Raw genomic sequence first — 21721 nt, 5'->3', positions numbered from 1 at the left:
TGTTTCCACAGTGGACTGAGCGCGGGTGTACGCACGATGTCTTCCCCCGTTTCTGTCGCGCGAGATGCGCGGGCGAGGGGATGATTTCACGACGGTCGATCGCGGACAATCGGCTTGCCGTCTCAGCCGGCCAGGCCGGTCGGCAGGGGCCGGGACGGGCCGGTCAGCAAGGGCTGGCGCCCTCGTCTCGGCAAGGGGCTGGCCCTCGTCTCAGCAGGGACCGGCGCCCTCGTCTCAGCAGGGGCCGGCGCCCTCGTCGAAGAGGCGGCGCGCCCACTCGGCGTACCCGGCGATGGTTTTTCGGACCGTGCGCCCGTCGTGCAGGAACAGGTACGCGCGGTCGCCGCTGCGGGCGAGCAGCCCGTCGAGCCGGTGAGTCCCCTGTGGAGCGGGCAGCCGGGTGACCGACGGGTAGCGGTCCCAGACCTCCTCGATCGGTGAGCCGGCCGTTATGCCCTCCGGTGTCCGCATCGGGTCGCCGACCCACAGCAGCACCAGTTTGTCCTCGACGAAGACGGGACTGGCCGTGTCGTGGCCGGCCAGGACCGGTCCGCAGGCGTCCAGGTCGGTACGCAGGACGCCCCGGCGGGTCAGCTCGGCCTCGGTGTCACCGAACTCGATGTCGCGCAGGCCGTTCAGGTCGATGATCTCGACTACGCCGGCGGGCCGGTTCGCGGGCATCGGCCCAGCGGACGGCGCACCGCTGCCCGCGATCGAGGCGGCAGTCACCAGCATGGCAATAAACGCGAATTGTCGCAATTTCATGGAATCCCCCAGTCCCCAACGGGGCTGGGCCGTTCAGGTTGCTGCCCGCCGACGGATTACTGGTTTTCCCACTGTTCGATCAGATCGTCCCAGTGGTCGGCGCTGAGTCGACGCCGCCCGTGCGCCAACCAGCCGGCGGTGTTGCGTTCCAGATGCAACCCCAGCTCGGCGAACGGATCGATCCATGCCCCACGCTCGACGCCGAGCCGGATGAGCGCCGAGTTGATCGGCCACTCCTCCCGTGGGGCTTCCAGCACGTCGTCGAAGCGCGGTCCCCAGGACAGCGCCCCGCCGAGCCACACCGCCGCCGACTGGTAGCCGGTCCCGCCGCCGAACTCCGCCTCCAGGTACGCCACCGGCCCCGTACGCGACCACACGGCCAGCAACTCGGCCAGCGGCGGCGACAACACGAGGTCGAACGGCTGCTCGGCGCTGCGGTCGTCCGCCGCGTAGTCCGGTAGCGATCCGGTCAGCTCGGCCACCAACTGCGGGGTGACCGGCAGTAGCGCGAAATCCTGACGCAGCTCACCGAGGACGGCGTGGTCCAGCTCGGCGGTGTGCTCGCGGAGCAGGTCCGCGTCCGCGACCACCGCGCTGAGCTGGTACGCCATCACACCCCCGCCGTCGTCCACAGCCTGTGGATAGAACATGTGTACGACGGTCGCCCTCGCCGTCGCTCGTGCCCGGCACGGTACCGGCCACTGCGGCCACTGCGGCCGCAGTGGCCCCGGCCGGCCCACCTTCAGATCTTGGACAATTTCCGTTCCGAGCTAACGGAAATTGTCCAAGATCTCGTCGCTCATCGCTCGTCGCGGCCGTGCTAGTTCTTGGATCGCGGCCCCCAGAGAGCGTGGGCGTCAGGGTCGCCAGATGACGATGCCCACGTCGCGCCGGCGCTCGGCGAACACGCCATCCCGCGCCGCCGTCGTCAGCAGATCACGCAACTCAGCTTCGAACGCGGGCAGCCCATCGCCGAACAGGTGCGGCGTCGAACTGGACAGCGAGAACACCGCCGACGTCACCTCGTCCACCGATCGCTCCGCGACGATCCCCTGCTCGATGGTCAGCCGGGTCGGGCCGGAGAAGCCCGCGGCGAGCATGATCTCTCCCTCGCCACTGGGGGTGCCGGTGGGCAGCGAGCCTTGTCCGGCCCGGCGGACCGGCCCCAGGTAGCGCGCCACCAGCTCATTGATCCGCGGCCAGGGTGGGCGGGGGTACGGCAGCGGGTCGTCGTCGGCGACGCCCTGGTGGGTGGTGGCGCCGACGTGGACCCAGGCTCCGTCGGGCGCGAGCATGTCGCGGACCCGGCGGGCCACCAGCGGCCGATCCATCCAGTGGTACGACTGGGCAAACGTGGCGACCCGGAACGTACCCAGGTCGGCGGGCAGTTCCTCGGCCCGCAGGTGCCGCCACTCGACGTTGGTCACCTCGGCCTCGCTGGCCAGGCGTTGGGCCTCGGCGAGCATGTCCCGGTCGGCGTCCACTCCGACCGCCGCCTCGAACAGGGGCGCGAGCAGCAGCGTCAACGAACCGGGACCGCAGCCCACGTCCAGGAGCCGGCCGGTGCCGTCCAGGTCGAGCGCCGTGCCGATGGCCTCGGCGACTTCGGGTGGGTACGGCCACCGGCCGACGCTGTAGTGACGGGCGCTGCCGGCGTACAACGTCTCGTCCCACTGCCAGGTCGAGTCAGCCATGGCATCGATGAGACCACAACGACAACGCCCGGCCGACCTGTTATCGGTCTGCCGGGCGTCGATCATGCTCCGCGAGCGGAGGATACGAGATTCGAACTCGTGAGGGTGTAAACCCAACACGCTTTCCAAGCGTGCGCCCTAGGCCTCTAGGCGAATCCTCCGCGAGCCAGGATACAGGCCGCCGTCGACCGGGACACCCCACCACCCCCTGAAGATCGACGAGCCGTCGGGTAGGGTTGGCGTCACCTCCCGTGCGGCGGTATCTCGTGAACCTCCCCAGGGCCGGAAGGCAGCAAGGATAAGCGAGCTCTGCCGGGTGCACGGGAGGCCTTTTCGTTCCCGGGGCCTTGATCCACACCGATGTGCATGATGTCGGGCTGTCAGAGGCGCGCGGACACCCCGGTTTCCAGGAAGCCGAGTCGATCAAGCCGCGGCAACCCAGGGCGGCCAGGCGTGACGGTCCAGGCGACCCGGCGGGGTGGGTGGTCACCCGCGCCCGACCGGCGCAGAATGGCTCGGTCGAGAGGAGGCGGGACGAGTGACGCTGGCGCTGTACCGCAAGTACCGGCCACGTACCTTCGCCGAGGTCATCGGGCAGGAGCACGTCACCGAGCCGTTGTCGCAGGCGCTGCGCAGCGGCCGGCTCAATCACGCCTACCTCTTCTCCGGCCCCCGTGGCTGCGGCAAGACCACCAGCGCCCGGATCATGGCCCGCTCGCTCAACTGTGAGCAGGGCCCCACCCCCGAACCGTGCGGCAAGTGTGCGTCCTGTCGCTCGCTGGCCGCCGACGGCGCCGGCTCGATCGACGTGATCGAGATCGACGCGGCCAGCCACGGTGGTGTCGATGACGCTCGCGAGCTGCGGGAGCGTGCCTTCTTCGCGCCGGCTAGCAGCCGCTTCAAGATCTACATCATCGACGAGGCGCACATGGTCTCGACCCAGGGCTTCAACGCCCTGCTCAAGCTGGTCGAGGAGCCCCCGGAGTACGTCAAGTTCATCTTCGCCACCACCGAGCCGGAGAAGGTCCTCGGCACGATCCGGTCGCGGACCCACCACTACCCGTTCCGGCTGTTCCCGCCGAAGGTGGTCCGCCCGTACCTGGAGCAGCTCACCCAGGCCGAGGGCGTCGCCGTCGAGCCGGCGGTCTTCCCGCTCGTGGTGCGCGCCGGTGGCGGCAGCATGCGGGACAGCCTCTCCGTGCTCGACCAGCTCATCGCCGGCGCCGGCCCGGAGGGCGTCAGCTACGCCCGGGCCGTCTCGCTGCTCGGGGTCACCGACTCCGCGCTGATCGACGAGATGTGCGACGCGCTGGCCGCCGGTGACGGCGCCGCTGCGTACGCCACCGTCGACCGGGTCGCCGAGGCCGGGCACGACATGCGCCGGTTCGCCTCCGACCTGCTGGAGCGACTCCGCGACCTGATCGTGATCCAGCAGGTGCCGGACGCCGCCGCGAAGGGCCTCATCGAGGGCCCGGGCGACCAGATCGAGCGGATGGCCGCCCAGGCTTCGCAACTCGGCTCGGCCACGCTCTCCCGCTGCGCCGACATCGTGCACGGCGGCCTGGTCGAGATGCGCGGCACCACCGCGCCCCGGCTGCTGCTGGAGCTGATCTGCGCCCGAATGCTGCTGCCCGGCGCGGACGACTCCACCGGCGGCCTCCTCCAGCGCCTCGAACGGATGGAACGCCGCCTCACCCTGGGTGGCGCCGACCCCGCCGGGTCCGCGCCGGCCACCACCCCAGGGGTACGCCCACAGCACGCCCCTCCGGTCCCGGCTGCCGCAGCCCCCACACCCGCCGCCGCCCCGACGTCCGCCCCGCCGTGGGATGTCGACCCGACGGCGTCCCCGGCTCCGCGAACCGCAGGTGCCTCGGCTTCCACCGCCCCGACCGCTGCCGCCTCGACCGCTGGCGGCTCGACCGCTGGCGGCTCGGCCGCCGGAACTGCGGCCTCGACCGCCGGTGGCGCTGCTGGCTGGCCGGATGCCGCCTCGGGTGCCGGTGGCGTTGCCGGCTCGGCCGATGTCGCCTCGGGCATCCGAGGTGTGCACGCGCCCTCGGGAGCGGACTCCCCGATTCCGGTGTCGCCCGGCGCGTCGGCCGCCGCCCCGACGGCCGCGCCCGTGTCGCCCGCCGGACCGGGCACCGGCTCGACCCCGCGTCGCGCGGTACCGCCGTCGGCCGTGCTGCCCGACCCGGCGACGCCCGCGCCGCCCCGCCCGGGTACCCCGGCCCCCGCGCTGGACGCGGTAGCGGTGCGCCGGGTCTGGCCCGACGTGGTCGGCAAGGTCAACCGGACCAACAAGCGGATCGCCGCCCTCATGCGCGACGCGGTGGTCCGCGAACTCGACGGCGACATGCTGGTCCTGACCGTGAAGTCCTCCGTGCTGGCCAAGATGATGGCCGACCACGCGGCGGTGCTCACCGACGCGCTCTACGAGGAGCTGGGCGGGCGCTGGCAGATCCGCTGCGAGGTGGCCGGCGAGCGGGGTGCCGCGTCGCTGTCCGGCCCGCGTCCCCAGGCGGCCGCGCCGATCCGACCCGCCACACCGAACGCGGCCGCCGCCGGTCCGACGAGCGCGCCGCCCGTCGAGCCCGGCCCGAGCGCCGGGCCGACTGCGGCTGCCGGTTCCGGCCCGTCGAGTGCGCCGCCTGCGGCATCCCGTCCGAGCGCCGGGCCGACTGCCGGTTCCGGCCCGTCGAGTGCGCCGCCTGCGGCACCCCGTCCGAGCGCCGGACCGACTGCCGCTTCCGGCCCGACGAGCACCCCGTCGGCCGCGTCGACCTCGACCACCGCCGCCGGCCTGGAGGACGACTGGCCGGAGGCAGCGCGCCCCGGCGGCGGAGCCCCGGCCGCCGAGGCGGCCGACGACGAGGCCTGGCCGGAGGCTGCCCGCCCCGGCGGCGCGTCAGCCGACGGCGCCGCACGCTCCGACGCCACGTCGGGCGACCCCGCATCGACCGGCACGAACGGTGCAAGGACGAACGGCAGTGGCGCGAACGGCAGTGGCGCGAACGGCAGTGGCGCGAACGGCAGTGGCGCGAACGGCGGTGGACCAGGCGTTGCGGGTGGCCCCGGCGCGCTGGCCGGTGGCGGTAAGCCGGGCGGACGGGACAACCCGACACCGGCGACCCGGCAGCCGGCGTCAGCCGGTGGCGCACCGGTGAGCAGCGCCATCGCTGCGGCTCGCGCGGCGGCGGCGGGACGCGGTGCGCGTACCCCATCGGCGAGCCGGCCCACCGCGGACGCGGAATGGGCGGGCGAACCTCCCTACGACCCGGACTTCGACGGACCGTTGCGCGGCGGACGGCCGGGCGGCGCGGCTCCGGCGGCGAAACCCACCTACGAGGGGTTCGACCCGGGCGACGAGCCGTTGGACGAGGTCATCGACGAGAAGACGGCCCGGGAGTCGAGCGAGGAGCAGGCGGTACGGCTGCTGCGGGAGACCTTCGGCGCCGAGAAGATCGACGAGGTGGACGCGCGGTAGCGGGCGCTTCGCCCAGCAGGACGCCGAGGCAGCAGGCCCACAGGGGGAAGGGCAGCACGGCGACGCGTTCCAGGCCGCCCATGCCGATGCCGACGTCCTGTTGGGCGGCGAACAGCACGGTCCCGGCCAGCGCGGTGAGCCCGGCGGCGAGGGAGATCCGTCGCCATCGGCCGAGCACCGTGGAGTCGGGCGCGAAGCCGGCGAGCAGCAGGCCGACGTTGCCCACGCCCATGATCAGGAACGCGCCCAGGACGTGCCGGTTCTCGTCGATGTCGGCGGGATAGAGGGCGGCCAGGGCGTACCCGCCGGTCGCCAGCAGCAGCAGGATCTGCGCCGAGCGCACCACGCCGCCCCGGCCGAGGAGTCGCCAGGTCAGCAGCAGCCCGATGGCGAGCAGGACGGCGGTGGCCAGCATCGCGGCGTTCATCAGCGGATGCCAGGGCGAGCAGACGAAGCGGGGTCGGGTGGTGTCCCAGATGCCGCAGTGCACGTTGCCGAGGTCGCTGATGTTGTGGGTGGCCCAGCTGTAGGTCGGCTCGCGCCACCGCAGGCCGGTGACGAGACCGGCCACGAGGAAGACCGGTGCGGCGACCGCCCAGCACAGCGCGGCGACGCGACCACTGCGGGTGAGGCTCATGCGTCAAGCACACCAGTGCGGGGTGCCCGACGCACTGGGGGTAGACGGCCGAATCGAGGTGGGGATAGCCGTACCGTCACGGGTGGACGGTCTTCTCGTGCGCTGTCAGGATGTGCGCCGTGAAGATCACCTCGACTGCGGGGGAAGCTACCGACACCGGCTGGTTCGGCCGTGACCAGGCGAAGACTGCGGTGCTGGCGGTCATCGGTCTGGTCATGCTGATCTCAGCGTGGTCGCTGCCCTGGGTGTCGGTGAGTCGCGGCGAGTACGCCGTGGATCGGATGTTCGGCCGCGCTCCCTCGAGCGAGGTGCGGACGTTCATGCTGACCGATCTGGCGGGCTACTGGCAGCCACTGGTGGTCGGGTGGGCGGCGTTGCTGGTATTGCTGGCGCTGGCCTGGGTCCGCCCGGTGTGGCGGTTCTGGCTGCGGTTGGCCGCGATACTGCTCGGTGTGGTGGTGGGCGTCGGCACCCTCCTGCCGGCCACGGCCGCCATCGACGTCAGTGGCTTCCCGGTGGACGATCACCCCGGCACGGACCTGCTCAACGGCGTCTCGCTCGGGCTCTTCGGGGTGGTACTGCTCGCGCGTTCCGTCACGACTCTGCCCGAGCCGCCCGCGCCCGCCGTACCCGAGGCCGCCCCTGTCGTGTCCGTGGACGAGCCGGCCGCGACGAACCCGCCGATCGCGGCGACCTCAACGCCCTTCGTCTGGCAGGGTTCACGCCCGAACGTCCGGCCGGCGGCACCCTGGTGGCGGCGACCCGCACCGGTCGTCGGCGTCCTGGCAGTCCTGGGCATCGCAGTCCTCCTCGGCACGGTCACCTGGCGGGCGATCAACTCGGTCGACGATCAGACCCCTGATCTCGGCGCGTTGATGGTCGCGGCTCCCGCCGGCTGGGCCTCCGCCGCGCCGGCCGCCGGGGACGATCACGTCGACCTGGGCCGTGTTCTGCCGCTGTCCGAGGCGCGGGCGCACCTGCTCGCCGAGCAGGCGGGCGGCGACGTGATCCAAACGGCCGCGTCGGCCTGGACCGGTCCGGACGCGACCCTCGTGTCGATCACCCTGCTCGAGTTCAGTTCGGCGGGCTCGGCGGATCAGTTCCAGCGCACCTACAGCGACCTGCGGGAGGCGACACCCGGCGAGGTGAGGCCGCTCGCCGAATTGCCGGGATCAGCCGTCTTCGTCGATGCCGAGCGGACCGGTGTGTGGGCCGTCGCCGGCCGGGACGAGGTCGTTCTGATCGTCAGCGCGGTCGGCGGCCCGCCGGGGACCGTACCGGTCGTCGAGTCGCTGATACGCGAGCAGTACGACCGACTTTGAGTTACGGCGTCCCCCTCGGCGAAGGAGCGGGGGAGCCCCGGCGTGGGCGGACGCACCGGGCATGGCGACGTCGGTCCCAGCGGCTAGGCTGGTCGGCGGCCGAGCAGACGAGTGCGAGAAGGAGCCATCCGTGCGCCCAGGTGGACAGCCGAACATGCAGCAGATGCTGAAGCAGGCGCAGAAGATGCAGCAGCAGATCGCCGCTGCTCAGGCCGAGCTGGCCGAGGCCGAGCTGACCGGCACGGCCGGCGGTGGGCTGGTCACCGCGACCGTGTCCGGTTCCGGTGAGCTGAAGGCCATCAAGATCGACCCGAAGGCCGTCGACCCGGACGACGTGGAGACGCTGGAAGACCTGGTGGTGGCGGCCGTGCACAACGCTGCCGAGGCGGCGCGTGAGCTGACCGAGCGCAAGATGGGCCCGGTCGCCGGCGGCATGGGCGGCCTCGGCCTGCCCGGTTTCTGAGCCGGCAGATGTACGAAGGCGCCATCCAGGATCTGATCGACGAGCTGGGACGACTGCCGGGCGTGGGCCCGAAGAGTGCCCAGCGGATCGCGTTCCATGTCCTCTCGGCCGACCCAGCCGACGTCAACCGGCTGGCCGGCGCGCTGCGCAAGGTCAAGGAGCTGGTGCGCTTCTGCACGACCTGTTACAACGTGGCCGAGTCCGAGCAGTGCCGGATCTGCCGCGACCCGCGCCGTACCGACGAGGTGCTGTGTGTGGTGGAGGAGCCGAAGGACGTGGTGGCCATCGAGCGGACCGGTGAGTTCCGGGGCCGCTACCACGTGCTGGGTGGAGCGATCAATCCGCTGGAAGGGATCGGCCCGGACAATCTGCGCATCCGGGAGCTGTTGACCCGGTTGAGCGGCGGCGCGGTGCGGGAGCTGATCCTCGCCACCGACCCCAACACCGAGGGCGAGGCCACCGCCACCTACCTGGCGCTGATGGTGAAGCCGATGGGGATCGCGGTGACCAGGCTGGCCAGCGGTCTGCCGGTCGGCGGCGACCTCGAGTACGCCGACGAGATCACCCTGGGTCGTGCCTTCGAGGGCCGCCGGGCTGTCTGACCCCCACAGATCGTCACCGGTGGGCTACAACTGACTGGGTCCGCGCGATGAGCGCGGGCCCATCGGCGTACCTGGGGAGGTGGCGTGTGGCGACGCGGCGTCCGGAAAAGCGGTCCTGGGCCCCGGCGGTGCTGACGGCCGTGCTGGCGTTGGCCTTCGCCGGCGTCCTCGTGACGATCGAGGTGGGGAGCCAAAGACTCGCGGCGAAGAGTCGCGCGAGTGAGGCCGCGGCCGACGCAACCGTGATCCGGAACGCCCGGTCGTTCGGCGACGCTGTGGTCGCCACCGACGACCCGACGCCAACCGACGAACGGTTGGCGGTGGTCGCGGAGGGCACCCAGGTCGAGGTGCGGGAAGTCCGCCGGGCACCTGACCTGGTGGTGACCGTGTACGGTTCCGCCCCCTACGGCACGATGTTCGGCAGCGTCAGCGTCGACGCGTGCCACCGTGTGACGTTCCACGACCTGGGCGCGGCCCGGGCCGGTGCGGACGTCGAGCGGTTGGAGGTCTGCCCACCGCCCGTGTCCTGATCGACCGCTCCGGATGAGTCCGTGGCCCGCGTCGTCCGGTGGCCGACGGTGGCCTCGTCGCGCCCCAGAGCAACGCGGTCGATGTGTCGCTCGATGCGTTCGTCCTGCCGATGACTGTCAGACGCCTGCGCAAGGTGTCGGGTTGGTAGCGATTGCCTGACGGCCGTTCCGCTTCCGGTGTTACATGTCATAGCCTCCCGCACACGGACCGAGCCACAGCTCGGCGTGGTCATGCGCATGACAGAGGTGAGAGATGCAGGCGAGAAGGCTCAAATCGGCTGTGGCCATCGCGGCCGTTGCCGCTCTGGCGGTCGGCGCGGCCGGCTGTGCGGAGAGCGAGCGCGGCAGCGACAGTGGCGAGGCCAAGACTGGCGGCACCTTCATCTTCGCGGGTGCCGGTGACCCGAAGAACTTCGATCCGATCTTCAACGACGACGGTGAGTCGTTCCGGCCGGTCCGGCAGATGTTCGACACTCTGGTGAGCCACAAGCCGGGCACGGCCGAGCTGACCGGTGGCCTGGCCGAGAGCTGGGAGCACGACCCGACGGGCAAGATCTGGACCTTCAAGCTGCGGCAGGGCGTGAAGTTCCACGACGGCACCCCCTTCAACGCGGCGGCGGTCTGCTACAACTTCGACCGCTGGTACAACATGCAGGGCCCCGCGGCCCAGGCGAACATGATCTATTACATGGACGTCTTCGGCGGTTTCGCGAAGAACGAGGCCGAGGGTGCCGGCGAGTCGATCTACGACAAGTGCGAGGCCAAGGACGACGGAACCGCCGTCCTCTCGCTCAAGAAGTACAAGGGTGCCTTCCCGGGCGCCTTCGCGCTGACCTCGCTCTCGATCGCGAGCCCCGAGGCGCTGAAGAAGTACGACGCCAACACGGTGAAGCAGAACGGCGACTCGTTCGAGTACAGCGCGTTCGCCAACGAGCACCCGGTCGGTACCGGCCCCTTCACCTTCGGTGGCTGGGACAAGACCAAGGGCGAGATCACGCTCAACCGGAACCCGGACTACTTCGGTGACAAGGCCAAGGTCGACAAGATGATCATCAAGATCATCAAGGACGAGAACACCCGCAAGCAGGAGCTGCGTGCCGGTACCGTCCAGGGCATCGACTTCCCGGCCCCGGCCGACACCAAGGCGCTCGGCGACGAGGGCTTCCAGGTCATCGCCCGCCCGGCGTTCAACATCCTCTACCTGGGCATCAACCAGAAGAACCCGAAGCTCAAGGACCTGCGGGTGCGGCAGGCGATCGCCTACGCGCTCAACCGCCAGCAGCTCGCACAGACCAAGGGCCCGACCGGCGCCAAGGTCGCCGACGAGTTCATGCCGGACACCGTGCTCGGCTACGCCCCGGACGTGCAGAAGTACGAGTACAACCCGGACAAGGCCAAGCAGCTCCTCAAGGAGGCAGGCGCCGAGGGTCTGACGCTGAACTTCTACTACCCGCCGGACGTCTCCCGGCCGTACATGCCGAACCCGCAGGAGATCTTCACCATCCTCGCCAACGACCTCCAGGCCGTGGGGATCAAGGTCAACGGGGTTCCTCGCCCGTGGAACGGCGGCTTCAAGGACGACGTGCAGACGTTCGGCAAGCAGGACCTGCACATCCTCGGCTGGACCGGTGACTACAACGACCCGGGCAACTTCGTCGGCACGTTCTTCGGCCGGGGCAAGGCCGAGTTCGGCGACCAGGGCATGACCGAGATGTTCGACGCGATCGCGAAGGCCGACGGCACCGTCGACGACGCCGGCAAGAAGGCCGCCTGGGAGCAGGTCAACCGGGACATCGCGGCCAAGTGGCTGCCGGCCGTGCCGGTCTGGCACGCGCCGCCGGCGATCGTCGTCACCAAGGACGTCGAGGGCCTGAAGGCCAGCCCGCTGACTGACGAGCGGTTCAACACCGTCAGCGTCAAGAAGTGACGTCAATCGGCTGACGCCGTAGGCGGAATCGGCCCGGGTTGGGGATTTCCCCCGCCCGGGCCGATTCCGCGACCATCGAGAGTCTGGTGTGTGAGAGATGTTGCGAGTCATAGTCCGCCGCCTGCTACAGCTGGTGGTGACGCTGATAGCCCTGTCGGCGCTGATCTTCGTCTGGTTGCGGAACCTGCCCGGTGGCCCGGTCGACGCGCTGCTCGGTGAACGGGCGACCCCCGAGACCAGGGCTCTGCTGACCAAGGCGCTCGGTTACGACCAGCCGATCCTCGTGCAGTACGGCAAGTTCATGCAGCGGATCCTCACCGGTGACCTCGGCAACTCGATCCGTACCGGCGACCCGGTCACCGAGGTCATCGGCCGGGCCTTCCCAGCCACCGTGGAGCTCGCCCTGGCGGCGATGCTCATCGCGGTCGGGCTGGGCGTCCCACTGGGTTATCTCGCCGCCCGCTGGCGCGGCCGGCTCCTCGACCACCTGACGGTGGTGGGCACGCTGCTCGGCGTCTCGATCCCGATCTTCTTCCTGGGCTACCTGCTCAAGGACGTCTTCACCCAGAACATCCACTGGTTCCCGCCGTCCGGCCGGGTCGGCATCGGGTTGGACAACACCAACATCACCGGCTTCTTCGTCCTGGACAGCCTGCTCACCCGGGAGTTCGACGCCACCGCCGACGCGCTCTGGCACCTGATCCTTCCGGCGTTCACGCTCGCCACGATCCCGCTGGCGGTCATCGTCCGGATGACTCGCGCCAGCGTGTTGGACGTGCTCAACGAGGACTACGTACGCACGGCGGAAGCCAAGGGCCTGCGGAACCGCACCGTGCGGGGCCGGCACATCCTGCGCAACGCGCTCCTGCCGGTGGTCACCACCATCGGTCTCCAGACCGGCGCGCTCCTGTCCGGCGCGGTCCTCACCGAGAAGGTCTACAACTGGGGTGGCCTCGGTACGCTGATCACCGACTCGATCACGGGCAGCCGCGACTACCCGATCCTCCAGGCGCTGATCCTGCTGTCCGCCCTGGTCTTCGTGGTGGTCAATCTGGTGGTGGACCTCTCCTACGCCTTCATCGACCCCAGGGTGCGTGTGCGATGACCGAACCAAACACGCAGGCCGGCATCCCGGCTCCCCGCAGCGACAAGGAGCAGGCGTCCGACGCGGGCCGCACCCGTCTCAGTGACCGCAAGAAGGCCCGCCTCGACGAACTGGCCCAGTCCACCGCCGCCCCCGGCGGCGTGAGCCTGCTCCGCGACGCGTTCCGTCGGCTGCGCCGCAACCCGGCGGCCATCGTGGGCGCCACCATCATCGCGCTCTTCGTGTTGGTGGCGATCTTCGCCCCGCTGATCGCCCCGCACGACCCGGTGCAGCGCTTCGACGAGCTGAAAGACCAGCTCACCCCGAACAACATCCCCGGTCCCATGGACGGCTTCCCCCTCGGTTCGGACGAGCTGGGCCGGGACCTGATGTCCCGCCTGGTCTACGGCAGCCGGCAGACCCTCTTCGTCGGCGTCCTCGCCACCCTCATCGGGCTCGCCATCGGCGTGCTGTTGGGCGCGATCGCCGGCGCCGTCGGCGGTTGGGTGGACAACATCCTCATGCGGATCACCGACGTGATGCTGGCCCTGCCCGCCCTGCTGCTGGCGATCACCCTGGTCGCGCTGGCCAGCAAGTCGAGCCAGTGGACGGTCATCATGGCGGTGGCCATCGTCAACGTGCCGATCTTCGCCCGGCTGCTGCGCGGCTCGATGCTCGCCCAGCGGGAGAGCGACCACGTGCTGGCCGCCCGAGCGTTGGGCGTCAAGCAGCGCAGCATCGTCCTGCGGCACATGCTGCCCAACGCCATGACCGCGGTGATCGTGCAGGCGACGCTGACGCTCTCCGTCGCGATCATCGAGGCCGCGTCGCTGTCGTTCCTCGGCCTCGGCGACCCCGACCGGGACCGGGCCGAGTGGGGCGCGATGCTCGGCGACGCCGGCGTGCGCTACTTCGAGGTACGCCCGGAACTGGCCTACTACCCGGCGCTCGCGATCATCGTGGTCGCGCTCGGCTTCACCCTGTTCGGTGAGGCGATGCGCGAGGCCATCGACCCGAAGAACCGGCGGTGATCGCGGTGTGCCCGATCAGCAAGGACCACAGCAGTGAGGAAGTGACCCGATGAGCCTGCTCGACGTGCGTGACCTGAGCGTCGTCTTCCAGCGGCGCGGCGAGCGACCCTTCAACGCCGTCGACAAGGTCAGCTTCACGGTGGAGCCGGGGCAGACCGTCGGCCTGGTCGGCGAGTCCGGCTGCGGCAAGAGCGTGACCAGCCTCGCCATCATGGGTCTGCTGCCCAAGCGCGGCAACAGGGTCAGTGGAGAGGTGCTGTTCGACGGCGCCGACCTGCTGAAGCTGCGACCGGGCGACATGCGTGACCGGCGCGGCCGGGACATCGGCATGATCTTCCAGGACCCGCTGTCGTCGCTGAACCCGGTCATTCCGATCGGTGTGCAGGTGGCCGAGGTGCTGGAACGCCACCAGGGCCGGGACCGCAAGCAGGCGCTGCGGGAGGCACGGGACCTGCTCGACGCGGTCGGCATCCCCGACCCGCAGCGGCGGCTCAGCGAGTACCCGCACCAGATCTCCGGCGGCATGCGCCAGCGCGCCCTGATCGCCATCGCGTTGGCCTGCAAGCCCCGGCTGCTGATCGCCGACGAGCCGACCACCGCGCTCGACGTGACCATCCAGGCGCAGATCCTCACCCTGCTGAAGCAGTTGGTGGACGAGACCGGCACCGCGCTGATCATGATCACCCACGACCTGGGTGTGGTGGCCGGGCTGTGTGACACGGTCAACGTGCTCTACGGCGGCAAGGTGATCGAGCGGGCACGACGGCACGAGCTGTTCGCGCACGCCCGACACCCGTACACCCACGGGCTGCTCAACTCGGTGCCGCGGCTGGACTCCCCGCGCGGCGAGCGACTGCACGCGATCCGCGGGTCGGTCGCCGACAACATCCCGTGGACCGAGGGGTGCGCGTTCGCGCCGCGCTGCGACAACGTCGTGGACGCCTGCCTGGAAGGGCCGCCACCGCTCGAACCCACCGCCACCGGCGGCGACCTGCGCTGCAACAACCCCGTCTCCGAGGAGGTGGCGGTCCGATGACCGACGAGATTCCTGCGCTGCTCGAGCTGCGCGATGTCAAGGTCCACTTCCCGATCAAGAGCGGCCTGCTCATCGACCGGACCGTCGGGTACGTCTACGCGGTCGACGGTGTGTCACTGAGCATCCGCAAGGGCGAGACGTACGGCCTGGTGGGCGAGTCGGGCTGCGGCAAGTCGACGCTGGGCCGTGGCCTGCTGCGGCTCGTCGAGCCCACCGACGGTGAGATCGTGTTCGACGGTACCGACGTCCGCGCGCTCAAGGGCGAGGCGATGCGGCAGGCCCGTCGCCGGATGCAGATGATCTTCCAGGACCCGCTGTCCAGCCTCGACCCCCGGCAGTCGGTGGAGTCGCTGCTGGTGGAGGGCCTGAAGGCGCACGGGTTGGCCGGCGACAAGGCCGAGACGAACCGGCGACTGCGCGAGACGCTGGAGGCGGTGGGCCTACCCGCGTCCGCCCTCAGCAAGTACCCGCACGAGTTCTCCGGCGGTCAGCGCCAGCGCATCGGCATCGCCCGGGCCCTGGTGCTCAACCCGGACCTGATCGTCGCCGACGAGCCGGTCTCCGCACTCGACGTGTCGATCCAGGCGCAGGTGCTCAACCTGCTCGAGGATCTCCAGAACGAGCGCGGCCTGACGTACCTGATCATCGCGCACGACCTGGCGGTGGTCCGGCACATCGCCGACACGGTGGGCGTCATGTACCTCGGCGGTCTCGTCGAGGAGGCGTCCAGCGACGACCTGTACCGCGAGCCGATGCACCCGTACACCCGGGCGCTGATGTCGGCCGTGCCGGTGCCCGACCCGGTCGTCGAGGACCGCCGCGAGCGCATCCTGCTCGCCGGTGACCTGCCGTCGCCCAGCAACCCGCCGGCGGGCTGCCGGTTCCACACCCGGTGCCCGTGGGCGCAGCCGACCCGCTGTGCGAGCGAGCGGCCGGAGCTGCGCGACGTGGTCGGCGGGCACCGGGTGGCCTGCCACTTCGCCGAGGACATCGCCGCCGGTCGGATCCGCCCGCACGAGGTCGAGGTGGAGCTGGTCCGCCCGACCGACGGCACCGGCCCCGTCGACCCGCCCGGCGAGCTGATCCCCACCCCGTGACGCGGTCAGGGGCCGTCCGTCACGGACGGCCCCTGATCGGCGTACGGGCTGTCCTTAGCCCTCGGGACGGTTCAGCAGGGCGACCGCCACGGCGTGCACCGCGTCCAACCCCGCCGGATCGGGCAGCGCGACCAGCCCGCCGGTCACCACGTACCACTCGTCCGCGTCCTTGTACTGCACCCGCAGCGTGACCTTGCCGTCCGCGTACTCGGTGCGCAGGGTCAGCTCACCGGTGACGACGCCGACCTCGTCGGTCATCACCCCACCCGGGCCGGGCACGATGTCGGCGGTCCGGCTCTGCGGGGCACTGGCGCCGGTCGAGTCCGCGACCATGCCGGCCCCCGGCACCGCGGCCGGCGTGTCGCCGGTGCCGTCGGCGGTCATCCCGGCCGCGGACGGGGCCGTGTCCGGGTTCGCCTTGGCGTCTGTCGCAGGTTCCTCGCTCATCAGCAGCCCTCCAGCATGTCGGTCAGCGCGGATTTCTCGGCACTGGTCACCGTCAGCTTCCAGTAGTGCTTCACCGTCACCCAGTCCTTGGCGTACTGGCACCAGTACGACCGGTTCGCCGGCTTCCACTGGGACGGATCCTGGTCACCCTTTGCCCGATTGGAGGACGCGGAAACCGCGATGAGCTGCGGACGTGTGGTGTCGTTGGCGAAGTCGCCACGCTTGGCGTTGTCCCACTCGTCGGCGCCCGAGCGCCACGCGTTGGCCAACGGCACCGTGTGGTCGATGTCCACCTCGGAGGGATCGGTCGCGCTGCGGCCGTCGTACACGCTCTCCCAGCGACCCCCGACCACGTTGCAGCCGGAGAGCTTCACGTCCTTGCCGTCACGTTGCAGGATGGTGTCCCGCACGTCGCAGTTCTTGCCGGTGTCCCGCCAGTGCGGGAAGCGCTCCCGGCTGTAGCCCTTCATCGAGCCAGCGGTGGCGACGGTCAACTGGCCCAACTGCTCGACGGCGTTACCGCCGCCGCCACCCGGCGTCGGCGTGGTCTCCGCCTCCTCGGGCGGGACGCAGCCGGCCATGACGAGCGCCAGCGCCGCGACGAGCGCGGCCATCGACGCACGCGTTCCTGATCTGGTACGCACAGACGACACCTCTCCAGCTTGCGGGCTCCCGGCGCTTGCGCACAGTACCCGGGGGCGGTTTCGGCGTTTCGTGGCGTCTCCCACAATGTGCAAGCAAGATTGGTGGGATGACCTCCTCCGTACCGTCGCCCGCACTGCGGATGGGCACCGCCGCCGGCCGGGGAACCCTGCTCGCCGCGGTGCTCGCCTCCGGCATGGTCTTCCTGGACACCACGGTCGTCAACGTGGCGCTGCCGAAACTCGGCCAGGATCTCGGGGCCAACGTCGCCGATCTTCAGTGGACCATCAACGGGTACCTGCTGACGCTCGCGGCGTTCGTCCTGCTCGGCGGATCGCTCGGGGACCGCTTCGGCCGGCGGCGGGTGTTCCTCATCGGGGTGCTCTGGTTCACCCTCGCGTCGGTGCTGTGCGGGCTGGCCCAGGGCACCGGCACTCTCATCGCCGCCCGGATCGTGCAGGGCGCGGGCGGAGCGCTCCTCACGCCCGGATCGCTCTCGGTGCTCCAGGCCAGCTTCCACCCCGACGACCGGGGTCGGGCGATCGGCGCGTGGGCCGGACTGTCCGGAGTGTCCACGGCGTTGGGGCCGTTCATCGGCGGCTGGCTGATCGACACGCTCTCGTGGCGGTGGATCTTCTTCCTCAACCTGCCGATCGCTGTCCTTGTCGTGCTGGCCGCGCTGCGTTGGGTGCCGGAAAGCCGCGACGAGAACGCCTCCCGCACCCACGGGCCGGGCCGTACGCGCCGCCGCTTCGACGTGGCCGGGGCGGTGCTCGGCGCACTGGCGCTCGCCGGCGTCACGTACGCCCTGATCGACGCGCCCGCGCGCGGCTTCGCCTCGGCGCCGGTGCTGATCGCCGCGCTGGTCGGTGTGGTGGCCGCGGTGGCCTTCGTGCTGCTGGAACGGCGGCGCGGGGACACCGCGATGCTGCCCACCGGGCTGTTCAGCAGCCGGCTCTTCTCCGTCCTGAACGTCTTCACCGTGGTGGTCTACGCGGCGCTCGGCGGGTTCACCTTCTTTTTCGCCGTCTACCTGCAGAACGTCGTCGAGTGGTCGGCGTTCCGGACCGGGATCGCGCTGCTGCCGATGACGGTGCTGCTGCTCATCGGCTCGGCCCGGGCCGGTGCGATGTCGGCCCGGATCGGTCCCCGGCTGCCACTGGCCGTGGGGCCGGTGATCGCCGCCGTCGGCCTGCTGCTGCTGCGCGGCGTCGGCCCCGGCGCGTCCTACTGGACCGACGTGCTGCCCGGGGTGCTGCTCTTCGGCCTCGGACTGACCCTGGTGGTGGCGCCGCTGACCGCGTCGGTGCTCGCGGCCGTGCAGGATCGGTTCTCCGGCGTCGCCAGCGGCTTCAACAACGCCGCGTCCCGGGCCGGCGGTCTGCTCGCCGTGGCCGCGCTGCCGCTGCTGGTGGGCCTGTCCGGTGGTGGCTACGAGCAGAAGGCCGAGCTGACCGACGCGTTCCGGGGGGCTCTGGCCTGGTGCGCGGGGCTGCTGCTGGCCGGCGCGGTGCTGGCCCTCGTCCTGGTGCACCGGCCACCTCGAGAGGCCCCGCCGTCGCAGCCCTGCCACTCGATGCCCGCCGCCACGCCCCCGCGATAAGAAACGCCCCGATGTAAGCAAGGGCCCCTTGTTAGCGCCTAGGCACTAACAAGGGGCCCTTGCTTACACGTCAGCGGCGGGCGCGGTTGACGGCGCTGGTGACCGCCTTGATCGAGGCCGTCACGATGTTGGCGTCGGTGCCGACACCCCAGACCGTCCGACCGTCCACCTCGCACTCCACGTACGCGGCGGCCTGCGCGTCACCGCCGGAGGACAGCGCGTGCTCGTGGTAGTCGAGCACCCGGACGCCCACGCCGACCGCCTGGAGCGCGTTGACGTACGCGTCGATGGGACCGTTGCCGATCGCGGTGAGCGACCGCTGCTCGCCACCGACACCGACCTGGGCCTCGATCTCGACCTTGCCGTCGGCGGTGCCGATCGTGTAGCCGGTCAACCGGACCGCCGGGTCCGGCTGGTGGTCGAGCAGGTAGTGCGTCGCGAAGATCTCCCACATGGCGGCCGGGTCGACCTCGCCGCCGTCGTGGTCGGTGACCTGCTGCACGACGCCGGAGAACTCGATCTGGAGCCGCCGCGGCAGGTCGAGCTGGTGCTCGCTCTTCATGATGTACGCGACGCCGCCCTTGCCGGACTGCGAGTTGACCCGGATGACCGCCTCGTAGGTGCGTCCCAGGTCCTTCGGGTCGATCGGCAGGTACGGGACCGCCCAGGTGTGCTCGTCGACCGGTACGCCGGCGGCCTTCGCGTCGGCGGCCAGGGCGTCGAAGCCCTTCTTGATGGCGTCCTGGTGGGAGCCGGAGAACGCGGTGTAGACCAGGTCGCCCGCGTACGGGTGGCGCTCGTGCACCGGCAGTTGGTTGCAGTACTCGACGGCCCGGCGGATCTCGTCGATGTTCGAGAAGTCGATCATCGGGTCGATGCCCTGGGAGAAGAGGTTGAGCCCCAGCGTCACCAGGTCCACGTTGCCGGTGCGCTCGCCGTTGCCGAACAGGCAGCCCTCGATGCGGTCCGCGCCGGCCAGCAGGCCCAGCTCGGCGGCGGCCACGCCGGTGCCCCGGTCGTTGTGCGGGTGCAGGCTCAGCACCACGCTGTCGCGGCGCGGCAGGTGCCGGTGCATCCACTCGATCGAGTCGGCGTACACGTTCGGGGTGGCCATCTCGACGGTGGCCGGCAGGTTGATGATCAGCGGGCGGTCGGGCGTCGGGTCGATCACGTCGATGACCTTGCTGCAGACCTCCAGCGCGTACTCCAGCTCGGTGCCCGTGTACGACTCCGGCGAGTACTCGTAGAAGATCTCGGTGTCCGGGGTGTGGATCTCCGCGTACTTCTGGCAGAGCCGCGCACCGGTGGTGGCGATGTCGGCGATGCCGTCCCGGTCCAGACCGAAGACCACCCGACGCTGGAGCGTCGAGGTCGAGTTGTAGAAGTGCACGATGGCCCGCTTCGCGCCGCGCAGCGACTCGAAGGTCCGTTCGATCAGGTGCTCCCGGCACTGGGTGAGCACCTGGATGGTGACGTCGTCCGGGATCATGTCCTGCTCGATGAGCTGCCGGACGAAGTCGAAGTCGGTCTGGCTGGCCGACGGGAAGCCGACCTCGATCTCCTTGTAGCCCATCTGCACCAGCAGCTGGAACATCCGCCGCTTGCGCTCGGGCGACATCGGGTCGATCAGCGCCTGGTTACCGTCGCGCAGGTCCACCGCGCACCAGCGTGGCGCGGTCTCGACGGTGCGGGTGGGCCAGGTGCGGTCCGGCAGGTCGACCCGGAACTGCTCCCGGTACGGCTGGTAGCGGTGGTACGGCATCCGGCTGGGGCGTTGCCGGGCGATCGGATCGGTCTCGGCGTCGGTGACAGGTTGAGCCATCTCGGAGTGCTCCCTGGGACATGTGGCGTCAGCAGATCGGAAGGTGTCGGCGGATTGCCAGGCGACGGTGCGCGGCGGTGCCGAGAGGAAACTCAGATGTGCTGGACGGCGCGATGCGACTCCGCGACGAGGTGCCGGCCGGTCAGGCCTCGTCGCGGCGGCTAAGGAGGAGAAGCGCTCGCCACATGACCAGGTCACCCTACGTGATGGGACGAAGGGTGCAAAGGCTGGTCCGGACTATGGGATCGATGTCATGGTCGGCTCCGGGGCCTGGGAACCCAGCCTCGGCGTCCGTACGGCCCAGGCTACGGCGGGCACGATCGCCGCTGCGACCAGCACGAAGATCGCTGCCGTCGGTAACCAACCCCACCCGCCGGTGGTCACCCCGAGCGCGGTCAACCCGGCCGGGGCGATCAGGTACTGCACCTGCTCGCCGAGCCGCAGCGCGCCCACGTACGCGCCGCGCTGGTCGTCCGGCGGCAGGGTGGCGGTGAGCCCCCAGGCGCCCGCCGACTGGATCAGCTCGGCGAGGATCAGCAGTGTCGCGGCGGCTACCAGCACCACGACGGTGAGCGCGCCCCGGGTGAGCCCGGAGATCGGCAGGACCAGGCAGGACAGGGCGATCAACAGGCCACCCCGGCGGGAGGCCCGCGCCGCGCCCGAGGCGGTGTCGGCGCCCCGGCTGACGCGTACCTGGAGCAGCACGATCAGGATCGTGTTGAGCAGCACCAGAGCGGCGATCACCGTCTTCGGGGCGTCGGTGTGGGTGAGGATCCACAGCGGCAGCACCGTCAGGTACAGCACCCCGTGCGCGGTGAGCAGCCCGGACAGCAGGGACACCACCATGAACGGCCGGTCCCGCAGCACGGCGAGCCGACCCATCGGCTCCGCCGGCCTCGTGACCTGTGGCAGTCGGGGCAGCCGCCGCACGAACACGGCCGTCACCAGGATCACCGTCGCGATGAACCAGACCATCGCCCGGTACGCCTCGATCGTGTCCACCGCCAGCACCAGGCCGCTGATCACCGCGCCCAGCCCGAACCCCACGTTCAACGACGACCGCTGGTACGCCATCGCGGTGACCCGTTCGGCGGGCGGGAGCGCGTTGATCGAGTAGACCTGCCGGGCCACGCCCGTCGACGCGTCCACCGCCGCCAACGCCACCACGACCGCGAGGAAACCCGCGAAGCCGCCCACGAACGGGTACGACGCGAAGAGCGCCGCGTCCAGCACCAGCCCGACCACCCAGACCCGCTGCGGTCCGAACCGGTCGGTGAGCCCGCCCAGCGGCACGGTGCCCAGCAGCGACACCCCCGCCGCGATGGACAGGCCCAGCCCGACCTGCGCGGCGCTGAGCCCCAGCGCCCGGGTGAAGAAGACGGCGCTGCCGGCGTGGAAGAGGCCACTGCCGACGGCGTAGACCATGGCCTGCACGGCCAGCGCGCGGGTCAACCCGGCCGGCGGTACGACGTTCGCGACAGCGGTACGGATGGTGTCTCTGGTCCCCATGGCGGGAAGTGAACCGAGTTCCC

The 21721-nt window shown here is 70.7% G+C and carries 19 protein-coding genes, 1 tRNA gene and 1 other RNA gene; 12 read left to right on the top strand and 9 right to left on the bottom strand.

What is annotated here, in order from left to right; all coding sequences use genetic code 11:
• Positions 1 to 234 precede the first annotated feature (234 nt).
• The 4 genes from ACQP0N_RS31695 to ACQP0N_RS31680 form a co-directional block, all read right to left on the bottom strand.
• Positions 235 to 729: a hypothetical protein gene (locus ACQP0N_RS31695; protein WP_433121893.1), complete on the bottom strand. Its 495-nt coding sequence runs from the start codon at positions 727 to 729 to the stop codon at positions 235 to 237.
• Between the two features lie 92 nt (positions 730 to 821).
• Entirely contained in the window at positions 822 to 1376 is a 555-nt protein-coding gene (locus ACQP0N_RS31690) for a hypothetical protein (RefSeq protein ID WP_433121892.1), read from the bottom strand.
• A gap of 246 nt (positions 1377 to 1622) precedes the next feature.
• Positions 1623 to 2459: a class I SAM-dependent methyltransferase gene (locus ACQP0N_RS31685; protein ID WP_433116225.1), complete on the bottom strand. Its 837-nt coding sequence runs from the start codon at positions 2457 to 2459 to the stop codon at positions 1623 to 1625.
• Positions 2460 to 2535: 76 nt separating this feature from the next.
• A tRNA-Ser gene (locus ACQP0N_RS31680) sits at positions 2536 to 2620 on the bottom strand.
• Positions 2621 to 2702: 82 nt separating this feature from the next.
• Between ACQP0N_RS31680 and ffs the strand changes: the two genes are divergently transcribed.
• Both ffs and ACQP0N_RS31670 read left to right on the top strand, forming a co-directional pair.
• Positions 2703 to 2792, top strand: an RNA gene (gene ffs / locus ACQP0N_RS31675) — signal recognition particle sRNA small type.
• A gap of 205 nt (positions 2793 to 2997) precedes the next feature.
• Positions 2998 to 5946 carry a DNA polymerase III subunit gamma and tau gene (locus tag ACQP0N_RS31670; protein WP_433116224.1) on the top strand — a complete coding sequence of 983 codons (2949 nt, stop codon included), beginning with the start codon at positions 2998 to 3000 and terminating at the stop codon, positions 5944 to 5946.
• Here ACQP0N_RS31670 and ACQP0N_RS31665 read toward each other — a convergent pair.
• Complete coding sequence (locus ACQP0N_RS31665) at positions 5843 to 6583, bottom strand: DUF998 domain-containing protein (protein WP_433116222.1); 741 nt, start codon at positions 6581 to 6583, stop codon at positions 5843 to 5845. The genes ACQP0N_RS31670 and ACQP0N_RS31665 overlap by 104 nt on opposite strands.
• Positions 6584 to 6702: 119 nt before the next feature.
• Between ACQP0N_RS31665 and ACQP0N_RS31660 the strand changes: the two genes are divergently transcribed.
• The 9 genes from ACQP0N_RS31660 to ACQP0N_RS31620 all read left to right on the top strand — a co-directional run bounded on the left by ACQP0N_RS31660 (position 6703) and on the right by ACQP0N_RS31620 (position 15675).
• Positions 6703 to 7905, top strand: a complete 1203-nt coding sequence (locus ACQP0N_RS31660) for a hypothetical protein (protein WP_433116220.1) — start codon at positions 6703 to 6705, stop codon at positions 7903 to 7905.
• A 154-nt stretch (positions 7906 to 8059) separates the two neighbouring features.
• Entirely contained in the window at positions 8060 to 8368 is a 309-nt protein-coding gene (locus ACQP0N_RS31655; protein ID WP_007466279.1) for a YbaB/EbfC family nucleoid-associated protein, read from the top strand.
• An 8-nt stretch (positions 8369 to 8376) separates the two neighbouring features.
• A complete protein-coding gene (gene recR / locus ACQP0N_RS31650) occupies positions 8377 to 8970 on the top strand; it encodes a recombination mediator RecR (RefSeq protein ID WP_355052561.1) in 594 nt (197 codons plus the stop codon).
• 86 nt (positions 8971 to 9056) lie between these two features.
• Positions 9057 to 9500: a hypothetical protein gene (locus tag ACQP0N_RS31645; protein ID WP_433116218.1), complete on the top strand. Its 444-nt coding sequence runs from the start codon at positions 9057 to 9059 to the stop codon at positions 9498 to 9500.
• Positions 9501 to 9753: 253 nt separating this feature from the next.
• Positions 9754 to 11427 (top strand): ABC transporter substrate-binding protein, encoded by a 1674-nt coding sequence (locus tag ACQP0N_RS31640; protein WP_433116216.1) that lies wholly within the window; start codon positions 9754 to 9756, stop codon positions 11425 to 11427.
• A gap of 97 nt (positions 11428 to 11524) precedes the next feature.
• Complete coding sequence (locus tag ACQP0N_RS31635; RefSeq protein ID WP_433116214.1) at positions 11525 to 12532, top strand: ABC transporter permease; 1008 nt, start codon at positions 11525 to 11527, stop codon at positions 12530 to 12532.
• Positions 12529 to 13542 (top strand): ABC transporter permease, encoded by a 1014-nt coding sequence (locus tag ACQP0N_RS31630; protein ID WP_433116212.1) that lies wholly within the window; start codon positions 12529 to 12531, stop codon positions 13540 to 13542. The genes ACQP0N_RS31635 and ACQP0N_RS31630 overlap by 4 nt, the downstream gene beginning before the upstream one ends.
• A 49-nt stretch (positions 13543 to 13591) precedes the next feature.
• A complete protein-coding gene (locus ACQP0N_RS31625) occupies positions 13592 to 14578 on the top strand; it encodes an ABC transporter ATP-binding protein (protein WP_433116210.1) in 987 nt (328 codons plus the stop codon).
• On the top strand, positions 14575 to 15675 hold the full coding sequence (locus ACQP0N_RS31620; protein WP_433116208.1) for an ABC transporter ATP-binding protein: 1101 nt from the start codon (positions 14575 to 14577) through the stop codon (positions 15673 to 15675). Before ACQP0N_RS31625 ends, ACQP0N_RS31620 begins: the two co-directional genes overlap by 4 nt.
• Positions 15676 to 15729: 54 nt before the next feature.
• On the opposite strand, the gene ACQP0N_RS31615 is transcribed toward ACQP0N_RS31620, so the two are convergent.
• The gene (locus tag ACQP0N_RS31615; protein WP_396800233.1) at positions 15730 to 16122 is read right to left on the bottom strand and encodes a hypothetical protein; all 393 of its coding nucleotides are present in this window, start codon (positions 16120 to 16122) and stop codon (positions 15730 to 15732) included.
• A complete protein-coding gene (locus tag ACQP0N_RS31610; RefSeq protein WP_355052597.1) occupies positions 16122 to 16736 on the bottom strand; it encodes an HNH endonuclease family protein in 615 nt (204 codons plus the stop codon). The genes ACQP0N_RS31615 and ACQP0N_RS31610 overlap by 1 nt, the downstream gene beginning before the upstream one ends.
• Positions 16737 to 16873: 137 nt before the next feature.
• Between ACQP0N_RS31610 and ACQP0N_RS31605 the strand changes: the two genes are divergently transcribed.
• On the top strand, positions 16874 to 18367 hold the full coding sequence (locus ACQP0N_RS31605; protein WP_433116205.1) for an MFS transporter: 1494 nt from the start codon (positions 16874 to 16876) through the stop codon (positions 18365 to 18367).
• Between the two features lie 70 nt (positions 18368 to 18437).
• Here the strand turns inward: ACQP0N_RS31605 and leuA are convergent, their stop codons facing one another.
• Positions 18438 to 20189, bottom strand: coding sequence for a 2-isopropylmalate synthase (gene leuA / locus ACQP0N_RS31600; protein ID WP_433116204.1), 1752 nt, complete (start codon positions 20187 to 20189; stop codon positions 18438 to 18440).
• A gap of 237 nt (positions 20190 to 20426) precedes the next feature.
• Positions 20427 to 21698: an MFS transporter gene (locus ACQP0N_RS31595; RefSeq protein WP_433116202.1), complete on the bottom strand. Its 1272-nt coding sequence runs from the start codon at positions 21696 to 21698 to the stop codon at positions 20427 to 20429.
• Positions 21699 to 21721: the final 23 nt, after the last annotated feature.

It is taken from the genome of Micromonospora sp. CA-246542, from assembly GCF_050942905.1.
GTDB lineage: Bacteria > Actinomycetota > Actinomycetes > Mycobacteriales > Micromonosporaceae > Micromonospora.
The sequence above is the reverse complement of the archived record's forward strand: the minus strand, read 5'-3'. Positions and strand labels throughout refer to the sequence as shown.